Origin of the sequence: Micromonospora sp. WMMC273, from assembly GCF_027460285.1 — a bacterium.
Taxonomy (GTDB): Bacteria; Actinomycetota; Actinomycetes; order Mycobacteriales; family Micromonosporaceae; genus Micromonospora; species Micromonospora aurantiaca.
This window is the reverse complement of the sequence record NZ_JAPZBE010000001.1, coordinates 4,711,027-4,737,500: the sequence shown is the minus strand read 5'-3', so window position 1 is coordinate 4,737,500 and position 26,474 is coordinate 4,711,027. Positions and strand designations below refer to the sequence as shown.

The window sequence follows — 26,474 nt, the reverse complement described above, 5'->3', positions numbered from 1 at the left end:
GCCTCCTGTGGACTGTGTCCGAGGGGGCGGAAGGCGCCAGGCATGGCCTGGTCTCGCAAACCGTGACCATGTGGTGGTTGTAGGTGTGGGGCTGTGGGTTGTGGGTTGGTTGTTTGTTGAGAATTGCACAGTGGACGCGAGCATCTTTGTGGTCAAGTTGTCAAGGGCGAACGGTGGATGCCTTGGCACCAGGAGCCGATGAAGGACGTGGGAGGCCGCGATAGGCCTGGGGGAGCTGTCAACCAAGCTGTGATCCCAGGGTGTCCGAATGGGGAAACCCGGCATCAGTCATGTGATGTCACCCGCACCTGAACACATAGGGTGTGTGGGGGGAACGCGGGGAAGTGAAACATCTCAGTACCCGTAGGAAGAGAAAACAAATAGTGATTCCGTGAGTAGTGGCGAGCGAAAGCGGATTGAGGCTAAACCGGCGGCGTGTGATACCTGTCAGGGGTTGCGTGGTCGGGGTTGTGGGACCCTGCTCAACAGACTGACATCTGTTGGAGAAGTTACAAAGCTAGTGGCTAGTCGAACAGTCTGGAATGGCTGACCGTAGACGGTGATAGTCCGGTAGGTGAAAGTTGCTGGTCTTCTGTGGGTGTTCCCGAGTAGCGGCGGACTCCTGAAATCTGCCGTGAATCTGCCAGGACCACCTGGTAAGCCTAAATACTTCCTGGTGACCGATAGCGGACGAGTACCGTGAGGGAATGGTGAAAAGTACCCCGGGAGGGGAGTGAAATAGTACCTGAAACCGTTCGCCTACAATCCGTCGGAGCCTTGCGGGGTGACGGCGTGCCTTTTGAAGAATGAGCCTGCGAGTTAGTGGCATGTGGCGAGGTTAACCCGTGTGGGGGAGCCGTAGCGAAAGCGAGTCTGAATAGGGCGTTTTTAGTCGCATGCTCTAGACCCGAAGCGGAGTGATCTAGCCATGGGCAGGCTGAAGCGCGGGTAAGACCGCGTGGAGGGCCGAACCCACCAACGTTGAAAAGTTGGGGGATGACCTGTGGTTAGGGGTGAAAGGCCAATCAAACTCCGTGATAGCTGGTTCTCCCCGAAATGCATTTAGGTGCAGCGTCGCGTGTTTCTTGCCGGAGGTAGAGCACTGGATGGTCTAGGGGGCCCACAAGCTTACCGAAATCAGCCAAACTCCGAATGCCGGTAAGTGAGAGCGCGGCAGTGAGACTGCGGGGGATAAGCTTCGTAGTCGAGAGGGAAACAGCCCAGATCACCAGCTAAGGCCCCTAAGCGTGTGCTAAGTGGAAAAGGATGTGGGGTCGCATAGACAACCAGGAGGTTGGCTTAGAAGCAGCCACCCTTTAAAGAGTGCGTAATAGCTCACTGGTCAAGTGGTTCCGCGCCGACAATGTAGCGGGGCTCAAGCACACCGCCGAAGCTGTGGCATTCACATTTTAACTTCGTGCCTCCTTGATGGGGTATGCAGGTGTGTGGATGGGTAGGGGAGCGTCGTGCCGGGGGTGAAGCAGCGGGGTGACCCAGTTGTGGACGCGGCACGAGTGAGAATGCAGGCATGAGTAGCGAAAGAAGGGTGAGAAACCCTTCCGCCGGATGACCAAGGGTTCCAGGGCCAGGCTAATCCGCCCTGGGTGAGTCGGGACCTAAGGCGAGGCCGAGAGGCGTAGTCGATGGACAACGGGTTGATATTCCCGTACCCGCGAAAGAGCGACCCTGATGAACCTCGTTGTGCTAACCACCCGAACTGCCGGCGGTCTTCGGACCAATGGTGGGGAGCGTGGGAACCTGGCGGGTAGTAGTCAAGCGATGGGGTGACGCAGGAAGGTAGCTGAGCCCGGCCGGTGGTTGTGCCGGGGTAAGCGTGTAGGCCGGTGTGTAGGCAAATCCGCACACCACTAGGGCTGAGACGTGATGCCGAGCCGATTCAGGTGAAGTCAGTGATCCTATGCTGCCGAGAAAAGCCTCTAGCGAGTTCTTAGCGGCCCGTACCCCAAACCGACACAGGTGGTCAGGTAGAGAATACCGAGGCGATCGGGCGAACTGTGGTTAAGGAACTCGGCAAATTGCCCCCGTAACTTAGGGAGAAGGGGGGCCGGAGACGTGAAGCCCCGCGCGGGTGGAGCGTTGTATGGCCGCAGAGAGCAGGGGGAAGCGACTGTTTACTAAAAACACAGGTCCATGCGAAGAAGTAATTCGATGTATATGGACTGACGCCTGCCCGGTGCTGGAACGTTAAGGGGACCTGTTAGCTCTTCGGGGCGAAGCGGAGAACTTAAGCGCCAGTAAACGGCGGTGGTAACTATAACCATCCTAAGGTAGCGAAATTCCTTGTCGGGTAAGTTCCGACCTGCACGAATGGCGTAACGACTTCCCCACTGTCTCAACCACAGGCCCGGCGAAATTGCATTACGAGTAAAGATGCTCGTTACGCGCGGCAGGACGGAAAGACCCCGGGACCTTTACTATAGCTTGACATTGGTATCTGAATTAGCTTGTGTAGGATAGGTGGGAGCCGGTGAAGTCCATACGCCAGTATGGGTGGAGGCAATCTTGAAATACCACTCTGGTTGATTTGGGTATCTAACTTCGGACCGTTATCCGGTTCAGGGACAGTGTCTGGTGGGTAGTTTAACTGGGGCGGTTGCCTCCTAAAGGGTAACGGAGGCGCCCAAAGGTTCCCTCAGCCTGGTTGGCAATCAGGTGTTGAGTGCAAGTGCACAAGGGAGCTTGACTGTGAGACTGACAGGTCGAGCAGGGACGAAAGTCGGGACTAGTGATCCGGCACTGGCATGTGGAAGCGGTGTCGCTCAACGGATAAAAGGTACCCCGGGGATAACAGGCTGATCTTCCCCAAGAGTCCATATCGACGGGATGGTTTGGCACCTCGATGTCGGCTCGTCGCATCCTGGGGCTGTAGCAGGTCCCAAGGGTTGGGCTGTTCGCCCATTAAAGCGGTACGCGAGCTGGGTTTAGAACGTCGTGAGACAGTTCGGTCCCTATCCGCCGTGCGCGTAGGATACTTGAGAAGGGCTGTCCCTAGTACGAGAGGACCGGGACGGACGAACCTCTGGTGTGCCAGTTGTCCCGCCAGGGGCACGGCTGGTTAGCTACGTTCGGAAGGGATAACCGCTGAAAGCATCTAAGCGGGAAGCTCGCTTCAAGATGAGGTATCCCACCCACATTGTGGGGTAAGGCCCCCAGCTAGACGACTGGGTTGATAGGCCGGAAATGTAAGCCCGGTAACGGGTTCAGTTGACCGGTACTAATAGGCCGAGGACTTGACTACCAAGCTGCTACGCGTCCACTGTGCAACTCTGAACAAACGATCACCCACCAGGGTTGGGTTGGTTGACATGTTCATAGAGTTACGGCGGTCATGGCGGAGGGGAAACGCCCGGTCACATTCCGAACCCGGAAGCTAAGCCCTCCAGCGCCGATGGTACTGCACTCGGGAGGGTGTGGGAGAGTAGGACACCGCCGGACAATCTTTCAATTCAGGGCCACCCCGACCGGGGTGGCCCTGAATTACGTTCACCCCCGGAAAACACCACCAGACCGGCCGCAAAGCTGGCCCCCGATGCGGGTAACGGAGTACCCCGGACCTAGTGCCCCGTCATGCAGCCTTGAACGGGTAATCCGGGTGGCGGATCTTGGAGCCGGCGGCGAATGCGGATTTCGGTCTGGCGCGTTGGTTGCGCCATCGGATGTAGTCGCCGATGGCGGCGTCCTGCTCGGCGTGGCTGCGGTGGTCTGTGCCGTTGAGGGCGAAGTAGCGCACGGCGGCGAACTCGGCTTCGATCCAGTTCAGCCAGGAGGCGTAGGTCGGTAGGAATACCAGGTCGACCTGGTTGGCGGCGCACCAGGCGCGGACCTCGGGGTGCTTGTGCGGGGAGAAGTTATCGCAGATCAGATACAGCTTTTGGTCGGGCCAGCGGCGGCGCAGGGTCTTGAGGAAGCTCAGGAACTCGCGCCACCGTTTCCGGTCACGGATGCGGTAGTGCAGCCTCCCGGTGGCCAGGTCCAAGGCGGCGATCATGTGCCGCACACCCTGGTCGCGGGTGTAGGTGGCCCGCAGCCGAACGGGCTGACCCTGAGGGCGCCAGGCCCGGCCGGGACGGGGTTGCAGGCTCAGCGGCCCGAACTCGTCCACACACAACACCCGACCGTCGGCCGGTGGATGGTCGTAGAGGTCCAGGATCCGGCGCATCTTCGACGTGAAGTCGGGGTCGTTGCTGGCCTTCCACGTCTTGGTTGCCTGCCACGACACGCCACGCTCGTGCAGGATCCGCCGAATGGTCTCGGCGCTGATCGTCGCCACGTAGCCGGCGTCGATCAGGTAGTCGCGCAGCTTGGCCAGGGACCAGCACGAGAACGGTCGGCCGAGGAACCGGGGGTCGCACCGGGCGATGACGCAGATCCAGTCACGGGTCTGCTCATCGATCCGTCTCGGTGCGCCCCCGTTCCATTTTGGGTCCAGCGCGTCGAACCCCCGCTCGTTGAACGCGTGGATCACGTCCCGCACGTAGTCCTCGCTGGCTTTGAGCAGGTGGGCGATGTCCGGGGCCGGCTGGCCCTGGGCGGACATCAGCACCACGATCGCCCTACGCAGCTTCACCGGGTCCTTCGCCGTGCGGGTGATCCGCTGCAACCGTTGACCCTCGGCCATCGACACCTGCCGGACGAACACCTCCGGCCGTCTACCCACCGGCCACCACCTCCCCTGACGAGTGCTGGGAGACAGCCTGCCCGATCCGTCCTCAGAACCGATGGATTACACGATCAACGTTCAAAGACGGGGCACTAGCCACTTCGCCGTACTGGTGTGCCGGCCACCAGTACGCCGTAGTGGCTGCAACGGAGTGCCCCGGATCCAGCCACTTCCCCGAGGGGGAGACACAACGGACTGTCTGGCATCCGGCCCACCTCCCCGAACAGGAGGGGCTGGGCGGCCATTACCCCGAGACCGGGGCATGGGAGGGACAGGGGCGCCGACACGGCGACGTGGCGGGGGCGGGGCAGGGCGTGTGCGGGCACCTCGGCGTACTGGCCCGGTGAGAGGGCGCCGAGGTCGCGGGTCAGCGGCTCTGGACGGACTCGCGGATCTCGCGGAACAGCGCCGCGGCGTCGTCGACCCGGCGGCCCGGGAACATGCCCATCACCACGCTGCCGTGGTCGGCCCACCCGCAGACCGCGAAGTCGCCACCGTCGCCGCTGGTCGTACCGCACTTCATCACGCCGCCCAGGCGGCCCGCGTCCACCTCGCGCAGCCCTGCCACCCGGCCGGTCTCGTCGGCCATCAGGCCGAACAGAGTGTCCAGGTCACGTTCGGGCTGCCAGAGCAGCGTGGTGCCGCCGAACAGCAGCACCGAACGCTTGGCGTCCCCGCGGTCGGAGTAGACGGCGCCGTAGCCGCGGTCCAGCTCGATGTCGGCGGCCAGTCCGTCGCGCAGGTAGTCGGCGGTGCTGCGAGCCCGTTCGCTGTCGTCCCGGACCAGCCCGGCCACCTCGGCCGGCTGACCGAGCGTGGTGTCCTTCTGCTGGACCACCCGCCAGCCGCCCAGCCCGAGCGCGCCGGCGCCGGCCAGGCCGGCCGCCAGCAGGGCGGCGAGGACGATCTTCCGGCGCCGGGACACGGGACGGCGTTCGGGCTCCTGCGCGGGATCGCGGCGGCTCAGCTCGATCGGCTCGTCGGTCAGCTCGACCGGATCGGGGCCCCCGTCGACCGGGCGCTCGGTGAGATGCGCGTCGGACATGACCGCCACCGTACGCGAATCACAGGTGGTGCACGTCGGGTCCCCGAAAGCGCTCCGTAGACTTTCAGAGTGACCGAGAGACTGGATGCCCGACGCCCCGACGCCCCGACCCTCGCCGGCCAGTACCAGCCCGGCGAGGTAGAGCAGCGACGGTACGAGCAGTGGGTAGCCGGCGGGCACTTCCGGGCGTCGGCGGACAGCGAGAAGCCGCCGTTCACCATCGTCATCCCGCCGCCGAACGTCACCGGCTCGCTGCACATGGGGCACGCGTTCGAGCACACGCTCATGGACGCGCTCACCCGGCGCAAGAAGATGCAGGGGTACGAGGCGCTCTGGCTGCCGGGCATGGACCACGCCGGCATCGCCACCCAGAACCTGGTCGAGCGGCAGCTCGCCGGTGAGGGGCTGTCCCGGCACGACCTCGGGCGGGAGAAGTTCGTCGAGCGGGTCTGGCAGTGGAAGGCCGAGTCCGGCGGCGCGATCCTCGGCCAGATGCGCCGGCTCGGCGACGCCGTCGACTGGGACCGTGAGCGGTTCACCATGGACGAGGGCCTGTCCCGGGCCGTGCAGACCATGTTCAAGAAGCTCTTCGACGACGGGCTCATCTACCGGGCCAACCGGATCATCAACTGGTGCCCGCGCTGCCTCACCGCGCTGTCCGACATCGAGGTGGAGCACACCGACGACGAGGGCGAGCTCGTCTCGATCCGCTACGGCGACGAGGTCGTGGTGGCGACCACCCGGGCTGAGACCATGCTCGGCGACACCGCGGTGGCGGTGCACCCGGACGACGAGCGGTACCGGCACCTGATCGGTACCGAGGTGGAGCTGCCGCTCACCGACCGGCGGATCCCGATCGTCGCCGACGAGCACGTCGACCCGAGCTTCGGCACCGGCATGGTCAAGGTGACACCGGCGCACGACCCGAACGACTTCGAGATCGGCCAGCGGCACGACCTGCCCTCGCTGACGATCATGGACGAGCGCGGCGTCATCACCGCGCCCGGACCGTTCCAGGGCCTGGACCGGTACGAGGCCCGCCCGGCCATCGTCGCGGCGCTGCGCGAGCAGGGCCGGATCGTCGCCGAGAAGCGGCCGTACCTGCACGCGGTCGGGCACTGCTCGCGGTGCAAGACGACCGTCGAGCCGCGGCTGTCGCTGCAGTGGTTCGTCAACACCGCCCCGCTCGCGAAGGCCGCCGGTGACGCGGTGCGCGACGGCCGGGTGAAGATCGAGCCGGCCGAGCTGGCCAAGCGCTACTTCGCCTGGGTCGACAACATGCACGACTGGTGCATCTCCCGCCAGCTCTGGTGGGGCCACCGCATCCCCGTCTGGTACGGCCCGGGCGGCGAGATCGTCTGCGTCGGCCCGGACGAGGAGCCGCCGTCCGGCGAGGGCTGGCGGCAGGACGAGGACGTCCTGGACACCTGGTTCTCCAGCGGGCTGTGGCCGTTCTCCACGCTCGGCTGGCCCGAGCGTACCCCCGACCTGGCGAAGTTCTACCCGACCAGCGTGCTGGTCACCGGCTACGACATCCTGTTCTTCTGGGTCGCCCGGATGATGATGTTCGGCCTGTACGCGATGGACAGCGTGCAGCCGTTCGACGTGGTGGCGCTGCACGGCATGGTCCGCGACGAGCACGGCAAGAAGATGTCGAAGTCGTTCGGCAACGTGGTCGACCCCCTGGACTGGATCGACCGGTTCGGCGCCGACGCCACCCGGTTCACGCTGGCCCGGGGCGCCAACCCCGGCCAGGACGTGCCGGTCAGCGAGGAGTGGTGCCAGGGCTCCCGCAACTTCTGCAACAAGCTCTGGAACGCCACCCGGTTCGCGCTGCTCAACGGTGCGCACACCGACGGCCCGCTGCCGGCCGCCGCTGACCTCTCCACCGTCGACAGGTGGATCCTGTCCCGGCTGGCGCACGTCACCGCCGAGGTCGACGAGCAGTTCGAGGCGTACGAGTTCGCGAAGGTCTGCGACCTGCTCTACCACTTCGCGTGGGACGACGTCTGCGACTGGTACGTGGAGCTGAGCAAGCCGGTCCTGGCCGAGGGCGGCCCCGCCGCCGACGCCACCCGCCGGGTGCTCGGGCACGTGCTGGACCAGCTCCTGCGGCTGCTGCACCCGGTCATCCCGTTCGTCACCGACGAGCTGTGGGCCGCGCTCAGCGGCGGCGAGACCGTACTGACGGCGTCCTGGCCGGTCGCCGACCGTACCCTGATCGACGACGCCGCGGAGAGCGAGGTCGGCACCCTCCAGCGGGTGGTGACCGAGGTCCGGCGGTTCCGGTCGGACCAGGGGCTGCGGCCGACCCAGCGGGTCGCCGCGCGGCTCGACGGCCTGACCGGCGCTGGCATCGCGGCGCACGAGCCGCTGGTCCGCTCGCTGGCCCGGCTGGACGCGCCGGGCGACGACTTCCAGGCGAGCGCCACGCTGGCCATGCCCGGCGCGGTGAGCGTCGCGCTCGACACCCGCGGCTCGATCGACGTGGCCGCCGAGCGCGCCCGGCTCACCAAGGACCGGGCGGCAGCCGAGAAGGAGGCCACCCAGGCGCGGGCGAAGCTGGACAATCCGGCGTTCGTGGGCAAGGCGCCCGAGCCGGTGGTGGCGAAGATCCGCGAGCGGCTGGCGGTGGCCGAGGCGGACCTGGTCCGGATCGACGCCGCCCTGGAGGCGCTTTCCTCGTGAACGACCGCACCGCGTTCGCCGAGGTGGAGGCCGCGCTCAACGCGCGCGGCTTCACCCGGATGCACTTCGAGCTGGAGAAGATCGAGACCCTGCTCGATCTGCTGGGCAGCCCGCAGCGGGCGTACCCGTCGATCCACCTGACCGGCACCAACGGCAAGACCTCGACGGCCCGGATGATCGACTCGCTGCTGCGGGCGTTCGGGCTGCACACCGGCCGCTACACCAGCCCGCACCTGGAGACGGTCCGGGAGCGGATCAGCCTGGACGGCGAGGCGGTGAGCGAGGAGCGGTTCGTGTCCACGTACCGTGAGATCGCGCCGCTGGCCGAGCTGGTCGACAAGCGGTTCGCCGAGCCGCTGACGTACTTCGACATGACCACGGCGCTGGCGTTCGCCACGTTCGCCGACGCCCCGGTCGACGTGGCGGTGGTGGAGGTCGGGCTCGGCGGCGCGGAGGACGCGACGAACGTCATCCAGGCCGGCGTCGCCGTGATCACCCCGATCGGGCTGGACCACACCGAGTGGCTCGGCGACACGATCGAGGACATCGCGCTGCACAAGGCCGGCATCATCCACCCCGGCGCCACAGTGATCGCGGCGGCGCAGGAGGAGGAGGCCGCCCGCCCGATCCTGGAACGCTGCGCCGAGGTCAACGCCACAGTCGCCCGCGAGGGCGCCGAGTTCGGCGTGCTGCGCCGCGCGGTCGCGGTCGGCGGCCAGGTGCTGACCATCCAGGGCCTGGGCGGAGTGTACGAGGAGATCTTCATCCCGCTGCACGGCGCGCACCAGGCGCAGAACGCGGCGGTCGCGCTGGCCGCCGTGGAGGCGTTCCTCGGTGCCGGCGCACGGCGGCAGCTCGACATCGATGCGGTCCGTGAGGGCTTCGCCGCGACCAGTTCGCCGGGCCGGCTGGAGCGGGTGCGTAGCGCCCCGACGGTGCTGCTCGACGGCGCGCACAACCCGCACGGGATGGCCGCGACGGTCGCCGCCGTGCAGGAGGAGTTCGCGTTCAGCAAGCTCGTCGGCGTGCTGGCGGTGCTCGGCGACAAGGACGCGGCGAGCCTGCTGGAACTGCTCGAACCGGTGCTCGACTCGATCGTGGTGGCGGAGAACAGCTCGGCCCGGGCGATGCCGGTGGACGAGCTGGCGGCGCTGGCGCGGGAGATCTTCGGGCCGGAGCGGGTGCAGGTGGCCCGGGAGATGCCCGACGCCATCGAGGCGGCGGTGGCGGAGGCCGAGTCGGACGTGCCGGGCGAGCTGTCCGGGGTGGGCGTGCTGGTCACCGGATCGGTGGTGACAGTGGCCGACGCCCGCCGGCTGCTCAAGCGATGACCGGCCCGCAGCAGCGCCCGACCGGCGCTGAGCAGCCGACGGGCCCGGAGCAGGCAGGCGGCTCGGAGCCGGTGGGCGGCGTGCGGCGGTCCGGGCTGCGGAACCCGGACAAGGCGGTACGCGGACTCGGCGCCGGCACGATGTCGCTGGAGGCGCTGGTGCTGCTGCTGGCCATCCAGCCGATCCGGGTGGTCGGCGGTGACCTGAGCGGCGCGGCGATCGGCGCGATCGTGACGCTGGCGGTCGCCTGTGTGGTGCTCGCCGGGATGATGCGCCGCCCGTGGGCATGGCACGCCGGCACCGTGATCCAGGGACTGCTGCTGCTCTCCGGGCTGCTGCACTGGTCGCTGTTCGCGCTCGGGGTGATGTTCGCGCTGGTGTGGGCGTACGCGCTGCACGTGCGGCGGGTCATCCTCGGCTGAGGACGGGCCGCCGCGTACCGCTCAGGCGTCGGCGAGGGTGCGCCACTGCGTCAGCGCGACACCGTGGCCGTCGGGGTCGCGGAAGGCAGCCGCCCACACCTCCAGCTTGGTGCCCCGGTTGACCACGCGCGGGGCGTACGTGAACCGGACGCCGGACTCGCGCAGCCGCTCGTACGCGCCCTGGATGTCGTCCACCTCCAGGTTGACGTGCACCAGGCGGCGGCTGATCGGGGCGGCGCCGGTCACCCGGCGCAGCACAAGCCGGGTCGGCCCGGAGGCGAGCACGGCGTTGCCCTCGCCCCGATCCAGCTCCTCGAAGCCGAGCTCCCGGTAGAAGTCGAGGGACCGGTCCAGGTCGGTGACGAGCAGCGTGATGCCGACGCCGCTGATCGGGCCGGCCAGCTCGTCCGGCTCGGCCGCGCCGGACGGGCCGAAGATCGCCTCGTCCAGTTCCTCGGGCGTCGGCGGCGCGTCGGAGCGCCGAGGGGCGTCCGCGGGGTCGTCAAGCGCCACGTCGATCGGGTCGATCTCGGCCGGCCCTGAGCCGGCCGGCCCTGAGTCGGCCGGCCCGGAGTCGACGAGCACTGTCTCGACCGGCACGGTGTCGACCGGCTCCTCGGCCGGCGAGCGGGGCGCCGGGGCGCGGCGGGGGAGCGGGTCAGGGCCGGCCGTGCGTTCGGCCCGCTCGACGAGCTGGCCCTCCAGCACCACCGGGCCGCCGGGGCTCTGGTGCAGCACCACCGGCTCGCGGTCCTCGGCCCGGGGCGGTACGTCGTCCAGGTACGGGTCCGGCGCGGGCGGGTAGTCGTCGCGGAAGTCGTCCTCCGGCGCGCGCCCAGCCCACGGCGGCGCCTCCTGCGCGATCAGCGGCTCGTCCAGCGGGTCCGGCTCGACGGCGTACTCGGGCGGCAGGTCGGCGACCGCGGCGGCGCTCTCGGCGTGCGTGGGCACCTCGTCCCAGAGCACGCGTACGTGCCGCTGGTCGTCCAGCGCCACCCGGACCGGCAGCGCCTGGCCCAGCGAGGGCCACTTGGCGACCGGCACCCGAGGCTCGATGATCTTCTTGGAGCGAGGCGGCAGCCCCGGCGCGTCGATCACCAGTTGCAGCTCGCACCGGCCGAACGCGTACTGGGTGGGCGGCTCGGAGGCGCTGTGCACGTGCCCCAGGCCGATCACCCAGGTGCGGCCGCCGCCGCGTACCGTGGCCAGGGCGATCGCCAGCACCAGCAGCGCCACGCCGAGCGCCACGATGGCCCAGCTGGTCATGCCGAGCCCGAACACGGTCACGAAGGTGGCGACGGTGCCCAGCACCGCCCCGATCAGTTTGCGTACCGGCGCGATCGTGCGGTTCCCGCCATTCGCCACAGTGGACCTCCCAGGGGTTCCAGGGCCAGGCTAGGCCGCCGCGGCGGGCCAGGGAAGACGCAGCCGCCGCGCCGGCGCCGGGACCGGGTCGCTACGCTGACCGTACCCAGCCGAACCCCGTTTGAGTGCGCAGGAGGAACCCAGCGTGTCCAGCAGCAGCCCGGACGAGCGGTCGCTCGTACTGATCAAGCCCGACGCGGTGCGCCGCGGTCTGGTGGGCGAGATCCTGTCCCGTTTCGAGCGCAAGGGCCTGCGGATCGACGCGATGGTGAGCCGGACCATGGACGGCGACTTCGCCGACCAGCACTACGCCGAGCACGTCGACAAGCCGTTCTACCCGCCGCTGAAGACGTTCATGACCAGCGGCCCGCTGGTGGCGCTGGTGCTCTCCGGCGACCAGGTGGTCGAGGTGGTGCGCGCGATGATCGGCAGCACCGACGGCCGCAAGGCCGCCGCCGGCACCATCCGCGGTGACCTGTCGCTGTCGAACCGGGAGAACCTGGTGCACGCCTCCGACTCGGCGGACAGCGCCAAGCGCGAGATCGCGCTCTGGTTCCCCGAGCTGGCCTGACCGACACGCCGACGGCCCCGGCCCGCTCCTGGCGGGACCGGGGCCGTCGTGTGTCAGCGATCAGACCTGCGCCGGCGGCTGCGTCCGGCAGGTCACCGCGACCCGGTTCCACACGTTGATGGTGGCGATCGCCATCACCAGGTCCGCCAGCTCCTTCTCCGACCACACCTTCGCCGCGGCGTCCCAGACGTCATCCGGCACGCCGTGCTCGCCGAGCCGGGTCACCGCGTCGGTGAGGGCCAGCGCGGCCCGCTCCCGCTCGTCGAAGAACGGCGCCTCGCGCCACGCCGCGACAGCGAACAGCCGGCGGCTGTCCTCACCGGCCGCCAGCGCCTCGCGGCTGTGCATGTCCACGCAGAACGCGCAGCCGTTGCGCATCGACGCCCGCAGCTTCACCAGCTCCAGCACGGTGTGGTCCACGTTCGCCCGGACGTACTTCTCCAGGCCCAGCACGGCCTGGTACGCCTCCGGTGCCACCGCCGCCATGTCCATCCGGCTCATCGCCGCCTCCTTGAGGGTTCGGGTACGCGCACAGGACGGGGCACGGTGGGCGCGGTGTGACGGCCCGGCGGTGTGACGGTTGTCATGCCGGAGCGCTGGACAGCAGTCGTTGACGTGCCGGTCACCTCGACCGGAGTTCCCGGCCACCTGCGGCCGGTAGACCGGGCTGGCGACACTGCCGAGACCGGGAGAACCCATGACGCACTTCGATCGACGTACCCTGCTCCGCGCCGGCCTGGTCGCCGGTGCCGGAGTCGCCGGCGGCGCGCTGCTCGGCGCGCCCGGCGCGCCCGCCGCACCCGGCCTGCGGCGCAGCGGCCGGCCGCTGCTCACCCACGGCGTGCAGAGCGGCGACGTGACCGCCGACTCGGCGCTGGTCTGGACCCGCGCGGACCGGCCCGGCCGGATGCTCGTCGAGGTGAGCCGCCGCCCGGACCTGCGCGGCGCCCGCCTGGTGCGCGGCCCGGTGGTCGACCCCACCGGCGACCTCACCGGCAAGGTCCGCCTGCGCGGCCTGCCCGCGGGGGAGCGGCTGCACTACCGGGTACGGGTGGAGAGCCTGGACCGGCACGGCCTGTGCAGCGAGCCGCTGACCGGTTCGTTCGCCACCGCCCCCGGGCGGCACCAGCGGCGTGACGTGCGGTTCGTATGGACCGGCGACATCGTCGGGCAGGGCTGGGGGATCAGCACCGACTTCGACGGCCTGGCGATCTTCCGGGCCATGCGGGAACGCCGCCCGGACTTCTTCCTGTGCAGCGGCGACACCGTGTACGCCGACGGCCCGCTGGCCGAGAGCGTGGTGCTGCCGGACGGCCGCACCTGGCGCAACCTGGTGACGCCGGAGAAGAGCAAGGTGGCCGAGACGCTCGCCGAGTACCGGGGGCAGTTCGCGTACAACCTGCTCGACGAGCACCTGCGGGCGTTCGCCGCCGAGGTGCCGCAGATCAACCAGTGGGACGACCACGAGGTGGTGAACAACTGGTACCCGGGGGAGATCCTGACCGACGACAGGTACGGCGAGAAGCGCGTGGACGTGCTCGCCGCCCGGGCCCGGCAGGCGTTCCACGAGTGGCTGCCGGTGCCGTCGGGCGGGCCGATGTACCGCAAGTTGTCGTACGGGCCGCTGCTGGACGTGTTCGTGCTGGACATGCGCACCTACAAGGACCCGAACGACGGCAACACGTACGCGGACCGCAGTCGCGGCCTGCTCGGCACGGCGCAGCGGGAGTGGCTGATCCGGGAGCTGCGCGCGTCCCGCGCCACCTGGAAGGTGATCGCCAACGACCTGCCGATCGGCGTGGTGGTGCCGGACGGGTCAGACGCCCAGGAGGGTGTCGCGCAGGGCGACCACGGCGCGCCGGCCGGCCGGGAACTGGAGTTCGCCGAGGTGCTGCGCGCCTCGCACCGGGCCGGGGTGACCGGGCTGGTGTTCCTCACCGCCGACGTGCACTACACCGCCGCCCACCACTACGACCCGGCGCGCGCCGCCGTGCGGGACTTCAGCCCGTTCTGGGAGTTCGTCTCCGGCCCGGCGCACGCCGGTGCGTTCGGGCCGAACGCGCTGGACGGCACGTTCGGCCCGAAGGCGGTCTTCGTGCACGCGCCGCCGCGCGCCAACACCTCACCGGCCGAGGGCTTCCAGCACTTCGGCGAGGTGACCATCGACGGCCCGTCGGCGGCGCTCACGGTCCACCTGCGCGACCGCTCCGGCGTCTCCCTCTGGACCACCACCCTCCCGGCCCCGTCCCACCGCTGACACACGGGGTGGAGGCGGGGTGGAGGCGGGGTGGGGTGGGGCGGGAGATACTCGGCGGCGCGGTGGGTGGGGGGTCGAGTACGCTTGAACGCACAGGCGACGACCCGGCCATCACCGGCGAGCCTCCGGAAGAACGGCCGGGTGACCGGCTCAGTAGAACCGGACGGGACGGCCCGTCACAGCCGGCCAACGAGCGGGCGGTCGCACCTCGGCCGCCAAGCGGGGTGGTACCGCGGGCCACGCCCGGAACGCCGGTCACGGCGTACCGGATTCGGCTCGTCCTCGCAGACCACAGACGAGTGAGCTGCTGAGGGAGAGCGACAGGCGATGGCCTATCCGTTGCACGACCCGACCGGCGCCGGTGTCCCGGCGAGCCCGGACCTGCCCGCGGTCGAGCGCCGGGTGCTGGAGCACTGGACGGCCGACAAGACCTTCGAGGCGTCGGTGGAGGCCCGCGACGCCGGCCGCGACGGCGAGAACGAGTACGTCTTCTACGACGGCCCGCCGTTCGCCAACGGCCTGCCGCACTACGGCCACCTGTTCACCGGCTACGTCAAGGACGTGGTGCCGCGCTACCAGACCATGCGCGGCAAGCACGTCGAGCGCCGGTTCGGCTGGGACTGCCACGGCCTGCCCGCCGAGGTGGTGGCCGAGAAGCAGCTCGGCATCACCACCAAGGCGGAGATCCTCGACCTCGGCGTGGCCCGGTTCAACGACGCCTGCCGCACGTCGGTGCTGGAGTTCACCCACGACTGGGAGCGGTACGTCACCCGGCAGGCCCGCTGGGTCGACTTCGCCAACGACTACAAGACGCTCGACCTGGACTACATGGAAAGCGTCATGTGGGCCTTCAAGACCCTGCACGACAAGGGCCTGGTCTACGAGGGCTTCCGGGTGCTCGCGTACTGCTGGCGGTGCGAGACGCCGCTGTCGAACACCGAGACCCGGATGGACGACGTCTACCGGGACCGGCACGACCCGACGCTCACCGTCTGGTTCGAGCTGACCGCCGACGAGAACGCGCCGGAACCGCTGCGCGGGCCGGTCAAGCTGGGCGTCTGGACGACCACGCCGTGGACGCTGCCGTCGAACCTGGCGCTCGCCGTCGGCCCCGACATCGAGTACGCGCTGCTGGAACGCGACGGTGAGCGCTACGTCGTCGGCGCCGCGCGCCTCGGCGCGTACGCCAAGGAGCTGGAGGGATACGAGCAGGTCGGCACCGTGTACGGCCGCGACCTGGTCGGACGCCGCTACACGCCGCTGTACGACTTCCTGGTCGAGCCGGCCGGGGAGAACGCCTACCAGGTGCTCGGCGCGGACTTCGTCACCACCGAGGACGGCACCGGGATCGTCCACCTGGCGCCCGCCTTCGGCGAGGACGACCAGAACACCTGCAACGCCGCCGGCATCCCCACCGTCGTGACGGTGGACGACCACACCCGGTTCACCGCACTGGTGCCGCCGTACCAGGGCGAGCAGGTCTTCGACGTGAACAAGCCGGTGATCCGGGAGCTGAAGGAGCGGGGGGTGGTGCTGCGGCAGGACACCTACACCCACTCCTACCCGCACTGCTGGCGCTGCGACACCCCGCTGGTCTACAAGGCGGTGTCGTCGTGGTTCGTCGCGGTGTCGACGTTCAAGGACCGGATGGTCGAGCTGAACCAGCAGATCAACTGGACGCCCGGCCACATCAAGGACGGTTCGTTCGGCAAGTGGCTGGCCAACGCCCGGGACTGGTCGATCAGCCGGAACCGGTTCTGGGGCTCGCCGATCCCGGTGTGGCGCTCCGACGACCCGAACTACCCGCGGGTGGACGTCTACGGTTCGCTGGCCGACATCGAGCGGGACTTCGGCGTACGCCTGACCGACCTGCACCGGCCGGCGGTGGACGACCTGGTCCGCCCCAACCCGGACGACCCGACGGGCAAGTCGATGATGCGCCGGGTGCCGGAGGTGCTGGACTGCTGGTTCGAGTCCGGCTCGATGCCGTTCGCCCAGGTGCACTACCCGTTCGAGAACCGCGAGTGGTTCGAGCACCACTACCCGGGTGACTTCATCGTCGAGTACATCGGGCAGACCCGCGGCTGGTTCTACACCATGCACGTACTGGCCACCGCGCTGTTCGACAGGCCGGCGTTCCGCAACTGCCTGAGCCACGGCATCCTGCTCGGCTCGGACGGCCGCAAGATGTCCAAGAGCCTGCGCAACTACCCGGACGTCTACCACGTGTTCGACTCCTACGGGTCGGACGCGATGCGGTGGATGCTGATGTCCTCGCCGGTGTTGCGCGGCGGCGACATGGCGGTCACCGAGTCGGGCATCCGGGACGCGGTGCGCCAGGTGCTGCTGCCGCTGTGGAACGTCTGGTACTTCTTCTCGCTCTACGCCAACGCCGACGGCTACACCGCGCGTCGTCGTACCGACTCGGCGAACGTGCTCGACCGGTACGTGCTGGCGAAGACGAACGAGCTGGTCGCGACCGTCGGCGCGCAGATGGACGCGTACGACATCTCCGGCGCCTGTGCCACCGTGCGGTCCTACCTGGACGCGCTGACCAACTGGTACGTGCGCCGGTCCCGGGACCGGTTCTGGGCCGGCGACGCGGACGCGTTCGACACGCTGTGGACCGTGCTGGAGACGCTCTGCCGGGTGGTGGCGCCGTTGGCGCCGCTGACCGCCGAGGAGATCTGGCGCGGGCTGACCGGCGAGCGGTCGGTGCACCTGACCGACTGGCCGCAGGCGGAGGAGTTCCCGGCCGACCACGAGCTGGTCTCCGCGATGGACAACGTCCGGGCGGTCGCCTCGGCGGCGCTGTCGCTGCGCAAGGCCAAGGGCCTGCGGGTACGGCTGCCGCTGGCGACGCTCACCGTGGCGTCGCCCGTCGCCGCCCAGCTGCGGCCCTTCGCCGATCTGGTCGCCGACGAGGTCAACGTCAAGGAGGTCGTGCTCACCGGCGAGGTGTCCGCGTACTGCCAGCAGGTGCTCACCGTGGTGCCGCGGGCGCTCGGCCCGCGCGTCGGCAAGGCCGTCCAGCAGGTCATCAAGGCGGTCAAGGCGGGGGAGTGGGAGCTGCGCGACGGCGCCCCGGTCGCCGCCGGGGTCACGCTGGCCGAGGGCGAGTACGAGCTGCGCCTGGTCGCCGCCGACGCCGAGCACTCCGCGCCGCTACCAGGTGGTGAGGGAGTGGTCGTGCTGGACACCGAGGTCACGCCGGAACTCGCCGCCGAGGGGCTGGCCCGGGACGTGGTCCGGGTCGTGCAGCAGGCCCGCCGCGACGCCGATCTGGACATCTCCGACCGGATCACGGTGGCGGTCTCGGCGTCCGAGGAGGTGCGGGCGGCGGTCGCCGCGTACACCGGGTTCGTGGCGCGGGAGGTGCTCGCCGACAGCATCGACTTCGCCGAGGGCCTCGACGGCTTCGCCGGCGAAGCCGGCGAGGGCGAGCGCGTGACCGTGACGGTCCGCAAGGTGTGAGCGGACCGGGCCCTCCTGCACCCTCTCGGGTGGAGGAGGGCCCGCACCCAGCGAGTGGACTGCGGGCCACCCGCTCGGTGGCGGACGGCCGCGTCGGCTACCGTGACAGCGCCTGTTTCACGTACGACCGCCGGAGGACCCGTGCCCCTGCTCTACACCATCGGCAAGCTCACCGTGGCGCCCGCGCTCCGGTTGGCCTTCCGTCCGCACGTGGAGGGTTTGGAGCACATCCCGGCGACCGGCGGCGCGATCTTCGCCAGCAACCACCTCTCCGTCGCCGACGAACTGCTCCTCGGCACCGTGGTGCCCCGGCACCTGGCGTTCTGGGCCAAGTCGGAGTACTTCACGGGCACCGGCCTCAAGGGCGGCTTCTCGAAGTTCGTGCTCACCGGGCTGGGCGCCATCCCGGTCGAGCGGGCCGGCGGCCGGGCCGCGCTCACCGCGTTCGACGCGGCGATCCCGGTGCTCAAGGCCGGCGACCTGGTCGCCGTCTACCCGGAGGGCACCCGTTCCCCGGACGGGCGGCTCTACCGCGGGCGTACCGGCACCGTCCGGCTGGCGATCGCCGCGGGCGTGCCGATCATCCCGGTCGGCGTGACCGGCACCGACAAGGCCCAGCCCATCGGTACGCGGATCCCGCGACCGGGTCGTGCCAAGATCACCATGAAGTTCGGCAAGCCGCTGGACTTCACCGGCCGTCCCGACGACCGCACGTCGCTGCGCGCGATGACCGACGAGATGATGGCCGAGATCCAGAAGCTCAGCGGCCAGGAGTACGTCCCGCGCTACGCCCCGAAGCGCGCCGACCAGGCCACCGGCGGCCAGACCGGCGGCGATCAGACCGCCTGAGCGGTCAGGACTTCGGCACCACCACGCGCTGGCGCAGGTCGTTCAGCAGCCGTCCGCTGTCGTCCACCGACAGCCGGGTGAACACGCCGGTGGTGAGGCTGCCGTGGTCGGCCGAGACGCAGACCACCACCGAGTCGCCGTCCGCGCGGCCGACGGCGCAGCGCTCGTGGCGTCCCCGTACGCCGGTGTCCACCACCACCGGCTCCTGCAGGGCGTAGTCCCCGGCGAGACGTTCGATCTCCGACTTGGCGTCCGACTCCGGGCTGAACCGCAGCCCGGTGCTGCCGAACAACGTCACCCGCTTGCCGTCGCTCGTGCTGTAGATGCCGGCGAACGTGTCCTCGGCCAGCAGGTTCGACTCGCGTACCCGGGACTTCAGCTCCTCGGCGGCGGCCCGGCTGCTGTCGTCCTGGCGTAGCCGCATCGAGTCGATCTGGTCCGGGAGGGTGGCGCTGGCCGGGTACTGGGTGGAGATCGGCTGGAACCACCAGAGCGGGAGCCCGCAGCAGCAGGCGACGGAGAGCAGCAGCACCCAGGGCCAGCGGCGCCGGCGGCGGGTCCGCTTCGGCGGCTGCTGCCAGCCCGGCGGCGGTGCGACAGGCGGACCGGCCTTGCCCCGGCGCTGCTTCGGCGGCCGCCCGGGCTTCGCCGGCGGCGCGACGGGCGTCGCGGGCGGCAGGGGCCGGGCGGCGGGCTGAGCGGGATGGTGCGGCGGCGAGACCGGCCGGGCCGGTCCGGGGTACGGGGCGCTGTGCGGCGGGGGCGAGACCGGCCGGGCGGCGGGCGGCGCGGGACGGGCCGGTGGCGGGGCAGGGTGCGCCGCCGGTGGCGCCGGGTGGGCCGGGTGCGGATTGTTCGGCACGGCCCAGGGCGCGGTGTACGGCAGCGTCGGCGTCGGTGGCGGCAGCTCCGGGGCGTGCAGCTCCCAGCCGGTGGTGTCCACCCCCGCCCACGGGTCGACAGGCGTGGCGTGTTCCGGCGACGCGAGCGGCGGCACCGGGGTGGGCTCGGCGGACTCACCCCAGGCGGGCCGGCGTGCCGGCGGTGGCGGGACGGCTGCCGAACCGCTCCAGCGGGGCGCCTCGACCCGGGTCGGGTTCGGGGCGTTCTCCACGCGGGTCGGGTCCGGCGTGTTCCCGGCCCGCATGGATTCCGGGGCGTTCTCGACCTTGGTGGGATCCGGCGTGGTCGCGGCCGGCGGTGGCTGCGCCGCGACGTCGATGCGGGTCGGATCCGGCCGGCCCCCGGTACGCGGAGCGGGGACGGGCGTGGTGCGGCCGGGAACCGCTGCGGATCCGCGCGCCCTGGTCACCGGGACGGGCGGGGTGGCGTCGATGTCGGCAGGTGTTCCGGCGTCGGCGGTCGGGGCCTCGCTGTCCGTGGGCGCGTCGGCCGGCGTTCCGGCGTCGCCGGTGAGGGCGTCGGCGGTCGTCGTGCTCGCCGGCGCGTGCTGGCTCGTGTCGTCGAGCGCGGCGGTGTCGGCCGGGTCTGCCGGCTCGCCCGCCGGTTCGGCTCGTTCGTCCCGCCGTGCCGGTTCGGCCTGCTCGGACGATTCGGGGCGGTCCTCCGGCAGCGCCCGTCCGTCCTGCTGCGCGGGCTCGACCTGCTCCGACTGCTCGGCGGGTGCCGGCTGCGTTCTCCTCGATGCCGGACAGGTCGTCGATCGGCCGGGGGGCGGGGTCGCCGGGCTCGGCGTGACCGGGACGTCGGGCGGGGAGGCGGGCGCCGCGCCGCCGGACGGCTGGTCACCGGGCTCGGCGCGGTGCGGCTGCTCATCCGGCGCGACGGCGGACGGCGGGCGGCGGGGCGTACCGTCGTGCGCCCTGCTCTCGGCGGCGCCGGACGGCTCCTCGGCCGTCCGGTCGTCGGCGCCCTCCGGCGTGGTGGACGGGGACGCCGGAGCCGAGGCGCCGGCGGCGTCCTCGGTGTCGGCGGCGGTCGCCGGCTCGGTGACGGACGGCATCTCGGCCCCGTCGGCCGGCCGGTCCGCCCCCGGCTGCGGCTGCGGCATCGCGGCTATCTCCTCTCGCGCCCGTTGCGAGGTTAGTACCGCCCCGCCACCCGGGACGAATCCCGCCCGCCCCGGGCCCCCCACTCCGGTGATCAAGGAGTTCGTGTCCGGTGGGAGCGCGGGACAGTCCGCGAACTCCTTGATCAACGCGGTGGACACGGGCGCGGGCGCGGGAGAGGGCGGGGGCACCGCGTACGCTTGGGCATCATGAGTGCCCCGTCCACGACCCCGCGTCCCACCGCCGCCAACTCGGTCTGGCCCCGGCTGGAGCCGTTGCTGCCGCAGGTGACCAAGCCCATCCAGTACGTGGGTGGAGAGCTGGGAGCCGTGGTCAAGGACTGGGACGCCGCGACCGTCCGGTGGGCGCTGATGTACCCGGACGCGTACGAGGTGGGCCTGCCCAACCAGGGCGTGCAGATCCTGTACGAGGTGCTCAACGAGCTGCCCGACGTGCTGGCCGAGCGGACGTACGCGGTCTGGCCGGACCTGGAGAAGCTGATGCGCGCCCACGGCGTGCCGCAGTTCACCGTCGACGCCCACCGCCCGGTGCGTGACTTCGACGTGTTCGGCGTCTCGTTCTCCACCGAGCTGGGCTACACCAACCTGCTCACCGCGATCGACCTGGCCGGCATCCCGATGCTCGCCGCCGACCGCACCGACGCCGACCCGGTGATCGTGGCCGGCGGGCACGCCGCGTTCAACCCGGAGCCGATCGCCGACTTCGTCGACGCCGCGGTGCTCGGCGACGGCGAGGAGGCTGTGCTGGAGATCACCGCCATCGTGCGGGAGTGGAAGGCGGAGGGCTCCCCGGGCGGCCGGGACGAGCTGCTGCTGCGGCTGGCCCGGACCGAGAGCGTCTACGTGCCGCGCTTCTACGACGTCGACTACCTGCCGGACGGCCGGATCCAGCGGGTCGTGCCGAACCGCCCGGACGTGCCGTTCCGGGTGCACAAGCGCACGACCATGGACCTGGACGCCTGGCCGTACCCGAAGAAGCCCCTGGTCCCGCTCGCCGAGACGGTGCACGAGCGGTACGCGGTGGAGATCTTCCGGGGCTGCACCCGGGGCTGCCGCTTCTGCCAGGCCGGCATGATCACCCGCCCGGTGCGGGAGCGGTCGATCACCACCGTCGGCCAGATGGTGCAGCAAGGGCTGGAGTTCTCCGGCTTCCACGAGGTGGGCCTGCTGTCGCTGTCGTCGGCCGACCACTCCGAGATCGGCGACATGTGTTCCGGCCTGGCCGAGCAGTACGCCGGCACCAACGTCTCGCTGTCGCTGCCGTCGACCCGGGTGGACGCCTTCAACATCGACCTGGCCCAGGAGCTGTCCCGCAACGGCCGCCGGACCGGTCTGACCTTCGCCCCCGAGGGCGGGTCGGAGCGGATCCGCAAGGTGATCAACAAGATGGTGTCGAAGGAAGACCTCATCCGCACCGTGGTCACCGCGTACTCCAACGGCTGGCGGCAGGTGAAGCTCTACTTCATGTGCGGCCTGCCCACCGAGACCGACGAGGACGTCCTGGAGATCGCCGACATGGCGCACGAGGTGATCCGGGCCGGCCGCGCCGCCACCGGGTCCAAGGACATCCGCTGCACGGTCTCCATCGGCGGGTTCGTGCCGAAGCCGCACACCCCGTTCCAGTGGGCCTCGATGGAGCGGCCGGAGGTCATCGACGGCCGGCTCAAGCTGCTCAAGCAGGCCATCAACAGCGACCGGTCGCTGGGCCGGGCGATCGGCTTCCGCTACCACGACGGCGAGCCGTCGCTGATCGAGGGCCTGCTGTCCCGGGGCGACCGCCGGGTCGGCGCGGTGATCCGCAAGGTCTGGGAGAACGGCGGCCGGTTCGACGGCTGGAGCGAGCACTTCTCGTACCAGCGGTGGGTGGACGCCGCCGCCGAGGTGCTGCCGGCGTACGGCGTGGACCTCGACTGGTACACCACCCGCGAGCGCGAGGAGCTGGAGGTGCTGCCCTGGGACCACCTCGACTCCGGCCTCGACAAGGACTGGCTCTGGCAGGACTGGCAGGACTCGCTGTCGGAGTACGAGCAGGACGACTGCCGCTGGACGCCCTGCTTCGACTGCGGCGTCTGCCCGTCCATGGACACCGAGATCCAGATCGGCCCGACCGGCCGCAAGCTGCTGCCGCTCACCCCGGTCAACGGGCTGAAGCTGCCCGCCGCCGCCCAGGGCTGAGCCCGCCCGCACGCACCGGAGCGCGGGAACCCGACACGGGTTCCCGCGCTCCGTCGTCTCCGGTGACCGCCGTGGTACGCGGGGTGGGGGTGCCCCGACTGGTCCTTCCTCGATACGCTGCGTCCGTAATGGACCGGCCGGGCCGGTAGCGGGGAGGACAGGCAGCATGGGCATCAATCCGCCGGACACCGGCGATCTGCACGTCAGCGTCGAGGACCTGGATGCGGCGGCCGAGTACATCGAGCGCCTCAAGCAGTACGTCGAGGACACCATCTCCTGGGAGATGGAGCGCATCAAGGAGAACATGAAGGGCGACAGCAACAGCCCGCAGATCATGTCCAACGGCACCCCGTTCGGCGCGTTCGCCGACGCCCGGTTGCAGTGGCAGGCGCTGGAACGCTCCACGGCCAACATGGAGGCCCACCTCAAGGGCCTCTCCGCCAAGCTGGCCGGCCTGAAGAAGGGCACCGAGGACATCGCCAAGGCGTTCCGCGATGCCGAGGAGCGCAACGCCGCGAACGGCAAGGACATCGAACGGCTGCTGGAGTCCGCTGCTCCGCCGCCCGGCGGCGCCGAGCCGCCCACCTATCCGTACCCGGCCTGAGAGAGGAGACGGTCATGGCTGGAGCAACCTGGGAACGCTGTGTCCGCGAGGTGACGCTGTCGGCGGATCCGTACACCGTCGGCGTGGTCGGCTCGGGGTGGAGCAACCTCTCCACCGCTCTCGGCCACCTGCGCGACTCCCTCGTCGGCCGGTCGTTCGTCGGTCCGATCGCGGCCGGCCAGGAGCGCCCGCACACCGGCGGCCTGCCCGGGATGCTCGCCGGCTGGAAGGGCAGCGGCGGCGACGCGTACCGCGAGCACCTGTCCGAGATCGGCAAGGACATCGAGGACCTCATCACGCACGCCAGCAACGTCAGTGGCGCGCTGTCGCGGATCGAGGGTGACATCCGCAAGACGGTGGCGAGCATCCCGATTCCGCTGATGGACAACTTCGGCTGGAACGAGTGGAGCCTGCCCGGCGGCACCGAGCTGGACGACGCCCGCGACGGGGAGAGCCAGTCCGGCTTCCTCGCTGCCCTGCGCAGCGACTACCAGGGCAACCAGTCCCTGTACGCCGACGGCGCGTTCCGCGACAAGGCCGACGACCTCGAAGCCACCATGAAGATCGACGGCAACGCCAGCGACCAGAAGCGCGGCGGCTGGTGGGACACCAAGTCGCACCTCGACAACTGGTACAACGACAACCAGAAGGCGGCCAACGCGGCGATGTCGCCGTTGCCGGCCGCGGTCGAGGCCGAGCGCCCCAAGCTGGCCGTACCCCAGCCCAAGAACGACTTCGGCGACGGCTACCGGGGCGACCCGCGTGTTCCCCCGTCGGGCGTACCCGGTGGTGGCCTGCCCGGTGGTGGCCTGCCCGGCGGCGGTATGCCCGGCGGCGGCCCGATGCCGGGCATCGGCAGCACCGGCATCGGTGGTGGCACGCCCGGTGGCGGCTCGTACACGCCGCCCCCCGGTGGGCCCGGCGGCGGCCTGCCGGGCGGCGGCTCCTACACCCCGCCGACCACCGGGGGTATCCCCGAGCTCGGTGGCGCCCCCGGCTCGGGCACACCGGAGTACGGCAGCGGTCTGGCCGGCGCGGGCGGGCCCGGCACGGTCACCGCCGGCGGGCCGGGCACGCTCGGCCTGGGCGCCGGCGGCGTCGGCGGTGGCGCGGGTGGACTGAGCGCCGGTGGCGGCGGCTTCGGCGGCGGGGGCGCCGGCCTGGGCTCGGCCGGTGGGATCGGCGGCGGTGGGATCGGCGCGGCCGGCGGCATGGCCATGGGCGGGCTGCCCGGCATGGTCGGCGGCGGCAACGGCAAGGTTCCGCCGCTGACCAGCGCGGCCAGCGCGCTGAAGGCGGCGGCCGCGGCGGGCCCGGGCGGCGCGGCCGGTGCGCGTGGCGGGATGGCCGGCGCCGGAATGATGGGCGGCGGGATGATGGGCGGTCACGGCGGCGCCGGTCACGGCGGCGACGCGGCAGGGCACTCTTCATGGTTGACTGAGGACGACGATCCGTGGGGCGCCGGTGACGGTGCGTCCCCGGGCATCCTGCGATGAGGACGGACGGATGAAGGTGCACGTCGGCGCGCTCCGGCCGGTGGCTGCCGGCCTGTTTGCCGGACTGATGCTGCTGGGCGCCGCCCAGCCGGCGGTCGCCGCTCCGCGTCGCGCCGAGCAGTGGTACCTGGACGAGCTTCGGATCGACCGGGCGCACCAGATCTCCACCGGCCGGGGTGTCGTCGTGGGCGTGGTGGACACCGGCGTCGACGCGGGGCACCCCGACATGCGGGGCCAGTTGCTGGCCGGGGGAAGCACCCGCGATTCCGGCGACGGGCGGCGCGACCCGGACGGTCACGGCACCCACATGGCCGGGATCATCGCGGCCAACGGGACCGGGGTGGTGGGCATCGCGCCCGACGCCCGGATCCTGCCCATCCGGAAGCCTGCCGGCGACGCGTTCACCTCGGACGACTCCGCGCGGGGCATCCGGATGGCCGTCGACGGCGGGGCGAAGGTGCTCAACCTGTCGTACGGCGGTGCCGGCGCCGTGGAGGAGGTCGAGGCGGCCGCGATCCGGTACGCGCTGGAGCGCGACGTGGTCGTGGTGGCCGCCGCAGGCAACGCCCGGCAGGCCGGCCCGGACGTCACCTCACCCGCCAAGATCCCCGGCGTGATCGCGGTGACCGGCACGGTCCGGGGCGGGGGATTCTGGTCCGGATCGGCCTCGGGGCCGGAGGCGGTGATCGCCGCGCCCGGCGACGAGGTCTACAACATCGGACCGGACCGGGGCTACGGCTGGGGTGACGGCACCTCCGACGCCGCCGCCGTAGTCTCCGGCGTCGCGGCGCTGATCCGGTCGAAGTACCCGAAGCTTTCCGCACCCGACGTGATCAACCGGATCATCCGCACCGCCCGGGACGCGGGACCGCCCGGCCGCGACCCCCGGTTCGGCTTCGGCCGGATCGACCCGGTGGCGGCGCTCACCGCCGACGTGCCGGGGGTGTCGGCGAACCCGCTGCTCGGGGCTGCCGTGCCGAGCGCGTCAGCGCCACCGGCCGCCGCCGAGGACGACAACTTCGACGTGACGAAGTACGGCGACCGAGGCGGCCCCACCGACCAGCAGGTGATGGTCATCGGCATCGGCATCGCCGTGGCGCTGGTGGTGCTGCTGGCGCTCGTGGCGTTCCTGATCTGGAACCGCCGCCGTCACCGGCGCGAGCTGGCCCGGGCCGCGATCCCGGACGACGAACTGGACCGGCTGAACGGGCAGGGCCCACCGGTGCCCGCCGGTCAGGCGACCGCCCCGCCGCCCGGCTACGGCACACCCGGCGGCTACCCGCAGCCCGGCGCGCACCCCCACCCGGGCGGGTATCCCCAGCAGGGCGGATACCCCCAGCCGGGGGCGTACCCGCCGCCGGGCGACGGCGCCTACCCGCCCCAGGGGCAGGCCCACCACGCCCCACCCGGCCAGAGCCCCTACGCCCCACCCGGCGACAACCGCTCCTGACCCACCCCGCTACCGCCCGGTCCCGCGCCCACCCCCA

At 70.7% G+C, this 26,474-nt stretch carries 16 protein-coding genes and 2 rRNA genes; 13 read left to right on the top strand and 5 right to left on the bottom strand.

Going from position 1 to position 26,474, the window contains the following annotated elements:
- Nucleotides 1-150 precede the first annotated feature (150 nt).
- Nucleotides 151-3,259, top strand: a 23S ribosomal RNA gene (locus O7611_RS21835).
- Between the two features lie 80 nt (nt 3,260-3,339).
- Nucleotides 3,340-3,456 (top strand): 5S ribosomal RNA (gene rrf, locus O7611_RS21830).
- Nucleotides 3,457-3,586: 130 nt separating this feature from the next.
- On the opposite strand, the gene O7611_RS21825 is transcribed toward rrf, so the two are convergent.
- Together O7611_RS21825 and O7611_RS21820 are read right to left on the bottom strand one after the other, a co-directional pair.
- On the bottom strand, nt 3,587-4,678 hold the full coding sequence (locus O7611_RS21825; RefSeq protein ID WP_269696078.1) for an IS630 family transposase: 1,092 nt from the start codon (nt 4,676-4,678) through the stop codon (nt 3,587-3,589).
- 370 nt (nt 4,679-5,048) lie between these two features.
- A complete protein-coding gene (locus O7611_RS21820) occupies nt 5,049-5,726 on the bottom strand; it encodes a hypothetical protein (RefSeq protein WP_194802387.1) in 678 nt (225 codons plus the stop codon).
- A 69-nt stretch (nt 5,727-5,795) separates the two neighbouring features.
- Between O7611_RS21820 and O7611_RS21815 the strand changes: the two genes are divergently transcribed.
- Genes O7611_RS21815 through O7611_RS21805 form a run of 3 tightly spaced genes read left to right on the top strand, consistent with a single transcriptional unit; the run spans nt 5,796 to nt 10,167 of the window.
- Nucleotides 5,796-8,414 carry a valine--tRNA ligase gene (locus tag O7611_RS21815; protein WP_269697493.1) on the top strand — a complete coding sequence of 873 codons (2,619 nt, stop codon included), beginning with the start codon at nt 5,796-5,798 and terminating at the stop codon, nt 8,412-8,414.
- Between the two features lie 59 nt (nt 8,415-8,473).
- Complete coding sequence (locus O7611_RS21810; RefSeq protein WP_228532680.1) at nt 8,474-9,745, top strand: bifunctional folylpolyglutamate synthase/dihydrofolate synthase; 1,272 nt, start codon at nt 8,474-8,476, stop codon at nt 9,743-9,745.
- Nucleotides 9,742-10,167, top strand: a complete 426-nt coding sequence (locus O7611_RS21805) for a DUF4233 domain-containing protein (protein WP_194802384.1) — start codon at nt 9,742-9,744, stop codon at nt 10,165-10,167. The genes O7611_RS21810 and O7611_RS21805 overlap by 4 nt, the downstream gene beginning before the upstream one ends.
- Nucleotides 10,168-10,188: 21 nt before the next feature.
- On the opposite strand, the gene O7611_RS21800 is transcribed toward O7611_RS21805, so the two are convergent.
- Nucleotides 10,189-11,532, bottom strand: a complete 1,344-nt coding sequence (locus O7611_RS21800) for a VOC family protein (RefSeq protein WP_194802383.1) — start codon at nt 11,530-11,532, stop codon at nt 10,189-10,191.
- A 145-nt stretch (nt 11,533-11,677) separates the two neighbouring features.
- Between O7611_RS21800 and ndk the strand changes: the two genes are divergently transcribed.
- Entirely contained in the window at nt 11,678-12,103 is a 426-nt protein-coding gene (gene ndk, locus O7611_RS21795) for a nucleoside-diphosphate kinase (protein ID WP_013288023.1), read from the top strand.
- Nucleotides 12,104-12,163: 60 nt separating this feature from the next.
- Here the strand turns inward: ndk and O7611_RS21790 are convergent, their stop codons facing one another.
- Nucleotides 12,164-12,604 (bottom strand): carboxymuconolactone decarboxylase family protein, encoded by a 441-nt coding sequence (locus tag O7611_RS21790; RefSeq protein ID WP_013288022.1) that lies wholly within the window; start codon nt 12,602-12,604, stop codon nt 12,164-12,166.
- Between the two features lie 196 nt (nt 12,605-12,800).
- On the opposite strand from O7611_RS21790, the gene O7611_RS21785 reads away from it, so the two are divergent.
- The 3 genes from O7611_RS21785 (at nt 12,801) to O7611_RS21775 (ending at nt 18,683) form a co-directional block, all read left to right on the top strand.
- Nucleotides 12,801-14,360, top strand: coding sequence for an alkaline phosphatase D family protein (locus O7611_RS21785; RefSeq protein ID WP_269697492.1), 1,560 nt, complete (start codon nt 12,801-12,803; stop codon nt 14,358-14,360).
- A 327-nt stretch (nt 14,361-14,687) separates the two neighbouring features.
- Nucleotides 14,688-17,834 carry an isoleucine--tRNA ligase gene (ileS, locus tag O7611_RS21780; RefSeq protein ID WP_269697491.1) on the top strand — a complete coding sequence of 1,049 codons (3,147 nt, stop codon included), beginning with the start codon at nt 14,688-14,690 and terminating at the stop codon, nt 17,832-17,834.
- 141 nt (nt 17,835-17,975) lie between these two features.
- Complete coding sequence (locus O7611_RS21775; RefSeq protein ID WP_194802380.1) at nt 17,976-18,683, top strand: lysophospholipid acyltransferase family protein; 708 nt, start codon at nt 17,976-17,978, stop codon at nt 18,681-18,683.
- A 4-nt stretch (nt 18,684-18,687) separates the two neighbouring features.
- On the opposite strand, the gene O7611_RS21770 is transcribed toward O7611_RS21775, so the two are convergent.
- Entirely contained in the window at nt 18,688-20,694 is a 2,007-nt protein-coding gene (locus tag O7611_RS21770; RefSeq protein WP_269697490.1) for a hypothetical protein, read from the bottom strand.
- A gap of 207 nt (nt 20,695-20,901) precedes the next feature.
- Between O7611_RS21770 and O7611_RS21765 the strand changes: the two genes are divergently transcribed.
- The 4 genes from O7611_RS21765 to mycP all read left to right on the top strand — a co-directional run bounded on the left by O7611_RS21765 (nt 20,902) and on the right by mycP (nt 26,437).
- Nucleotides 20,902-22,887: a TIGR03960 family B12-binding radical SAM protein gene (locus tag O7611_RS21765; protein ID WP_194802379.1), complete on the top strand. Its 1,986-nt coding sequence runs from the start codon at nt 20,902-20,904 to the stop codon at nt 22,885-22,887.
- A 166-nt stretch (nt 22,888-23,053) separates the two neighbouring features.
- On the top strand, nt 23,054-23,491 hold the full coding sequence (locus O7611_RS21760) for a hypothetical protein (RefSeq protein ID WP_135241614.1): 438 nt from the start codon (nt 23,054-23,056) through the stop codon (nt 23,489-23,491).
- A gap of 14 nt (nt 23,492-23,505) precedes the next feature.
- Entirely contained in the window at nt 23,506-24,987 is a 1,482-nt protein-coding gene (locus tag O7611_RS21755) for a hypothetical protein (protein WP_269697489.1), read from the top strand.
- A gap of 10 nt (nt 24,988-24,997) precedes the next feature.
- A complete protein-coding gene (gene mycP / locus O7611_RS21750) occupies nt 24,998-26,437 on the top strand; it encodes a type VII secretion-associated serine protease mycosin (RefSeq protein WP_194802377.1) in 1,440 nt (479 codons plus the stop codon).
- The last annotated feature ends 37 nt before the right edge of the window (nt 26,438-26,474 follow it).

Excerpts from the sequence above, each read along its gene's own strand:
- O7611_RS21820 (WP_194802387.1), bottom strand. The coding sequence starts at position 5,726 with ATGTCCGACGCGCATCTCACCGAGCGCCCGGTCGACGGGGGCCCCGAT.
- O7611_RS21810 (WP_228532680.1), top strand. The coding sequence starts at position 8,474 with ATGCACTTCGAGCTGGAGAAGATCGAGACCCTGCTCGATCTGCTGGGC.
- O7611_RS21805 (WP_194802384.1), top strand. The coding sequence starts at position 9,742 with ATGACCGGCCCGCAGCAGCGCCCGACCGGCGCTGAGCAGCCGACGGGC.
- O7611_RS21790 (WP_013288022.1), bottom strand. The coding sequence starts at position 12,604 with ATGAGCCGGATGGACATGGCGGCGGTGGCACCGGAGGCGTACCAGGCC.
- O7611_RS21785 (WP_269697492.1), top strand. The coding sequence starts at position 12,801 with ATGACGCACTTCGATCGACGTACCCTGCTCCGCGCCGGCCTGGTCGCC.
- ileS (WP_269697491.1), top strand. The coding sequence starts at position 14,688 with ATGGCCTATCCGTTGCACGACCCGACCGGCGCCGGTGTCCCGGCGAGC.
- O7611_RS21770 (WP_269697490.1), bottom strand. The coding sequence starts at position 20,694 with ATGCCGCAGCCGCAGCCGGGGGCGGACCGGCCGGCCGACGGGGCCGAG.
- O7611_RS21765 (WP_194802379.1), top strand. The coding sequence starts at position 20,902 with ATGAGTGCCCCGTCCACGACCCCGCGTCCCACCGCCGCCAACTCGGTC.
- O7611_RS21760 (WP_135241614.1), top strand. The coding sequence starts at position 23,054 with ATGGGCATCAATCCGCCGGACACCGGCGATCTGCACGTCAGCGTCGAG.
- O7611_RS21755 (WP_269697489.1), top strand. The coding sequence starts at position 23,506 with ATGGCTGGAGCAACCTGGGAACGCTGTGTCCGCGAGGTGACGCTGTCG.
- mycP (WP_194802377.1), top strand. The coding sequence starts at position 24,998 with ATGAAGGTGCACGTCGGCGCGCTCCGGCCGGTGGCTGCCGGCCTGTTT.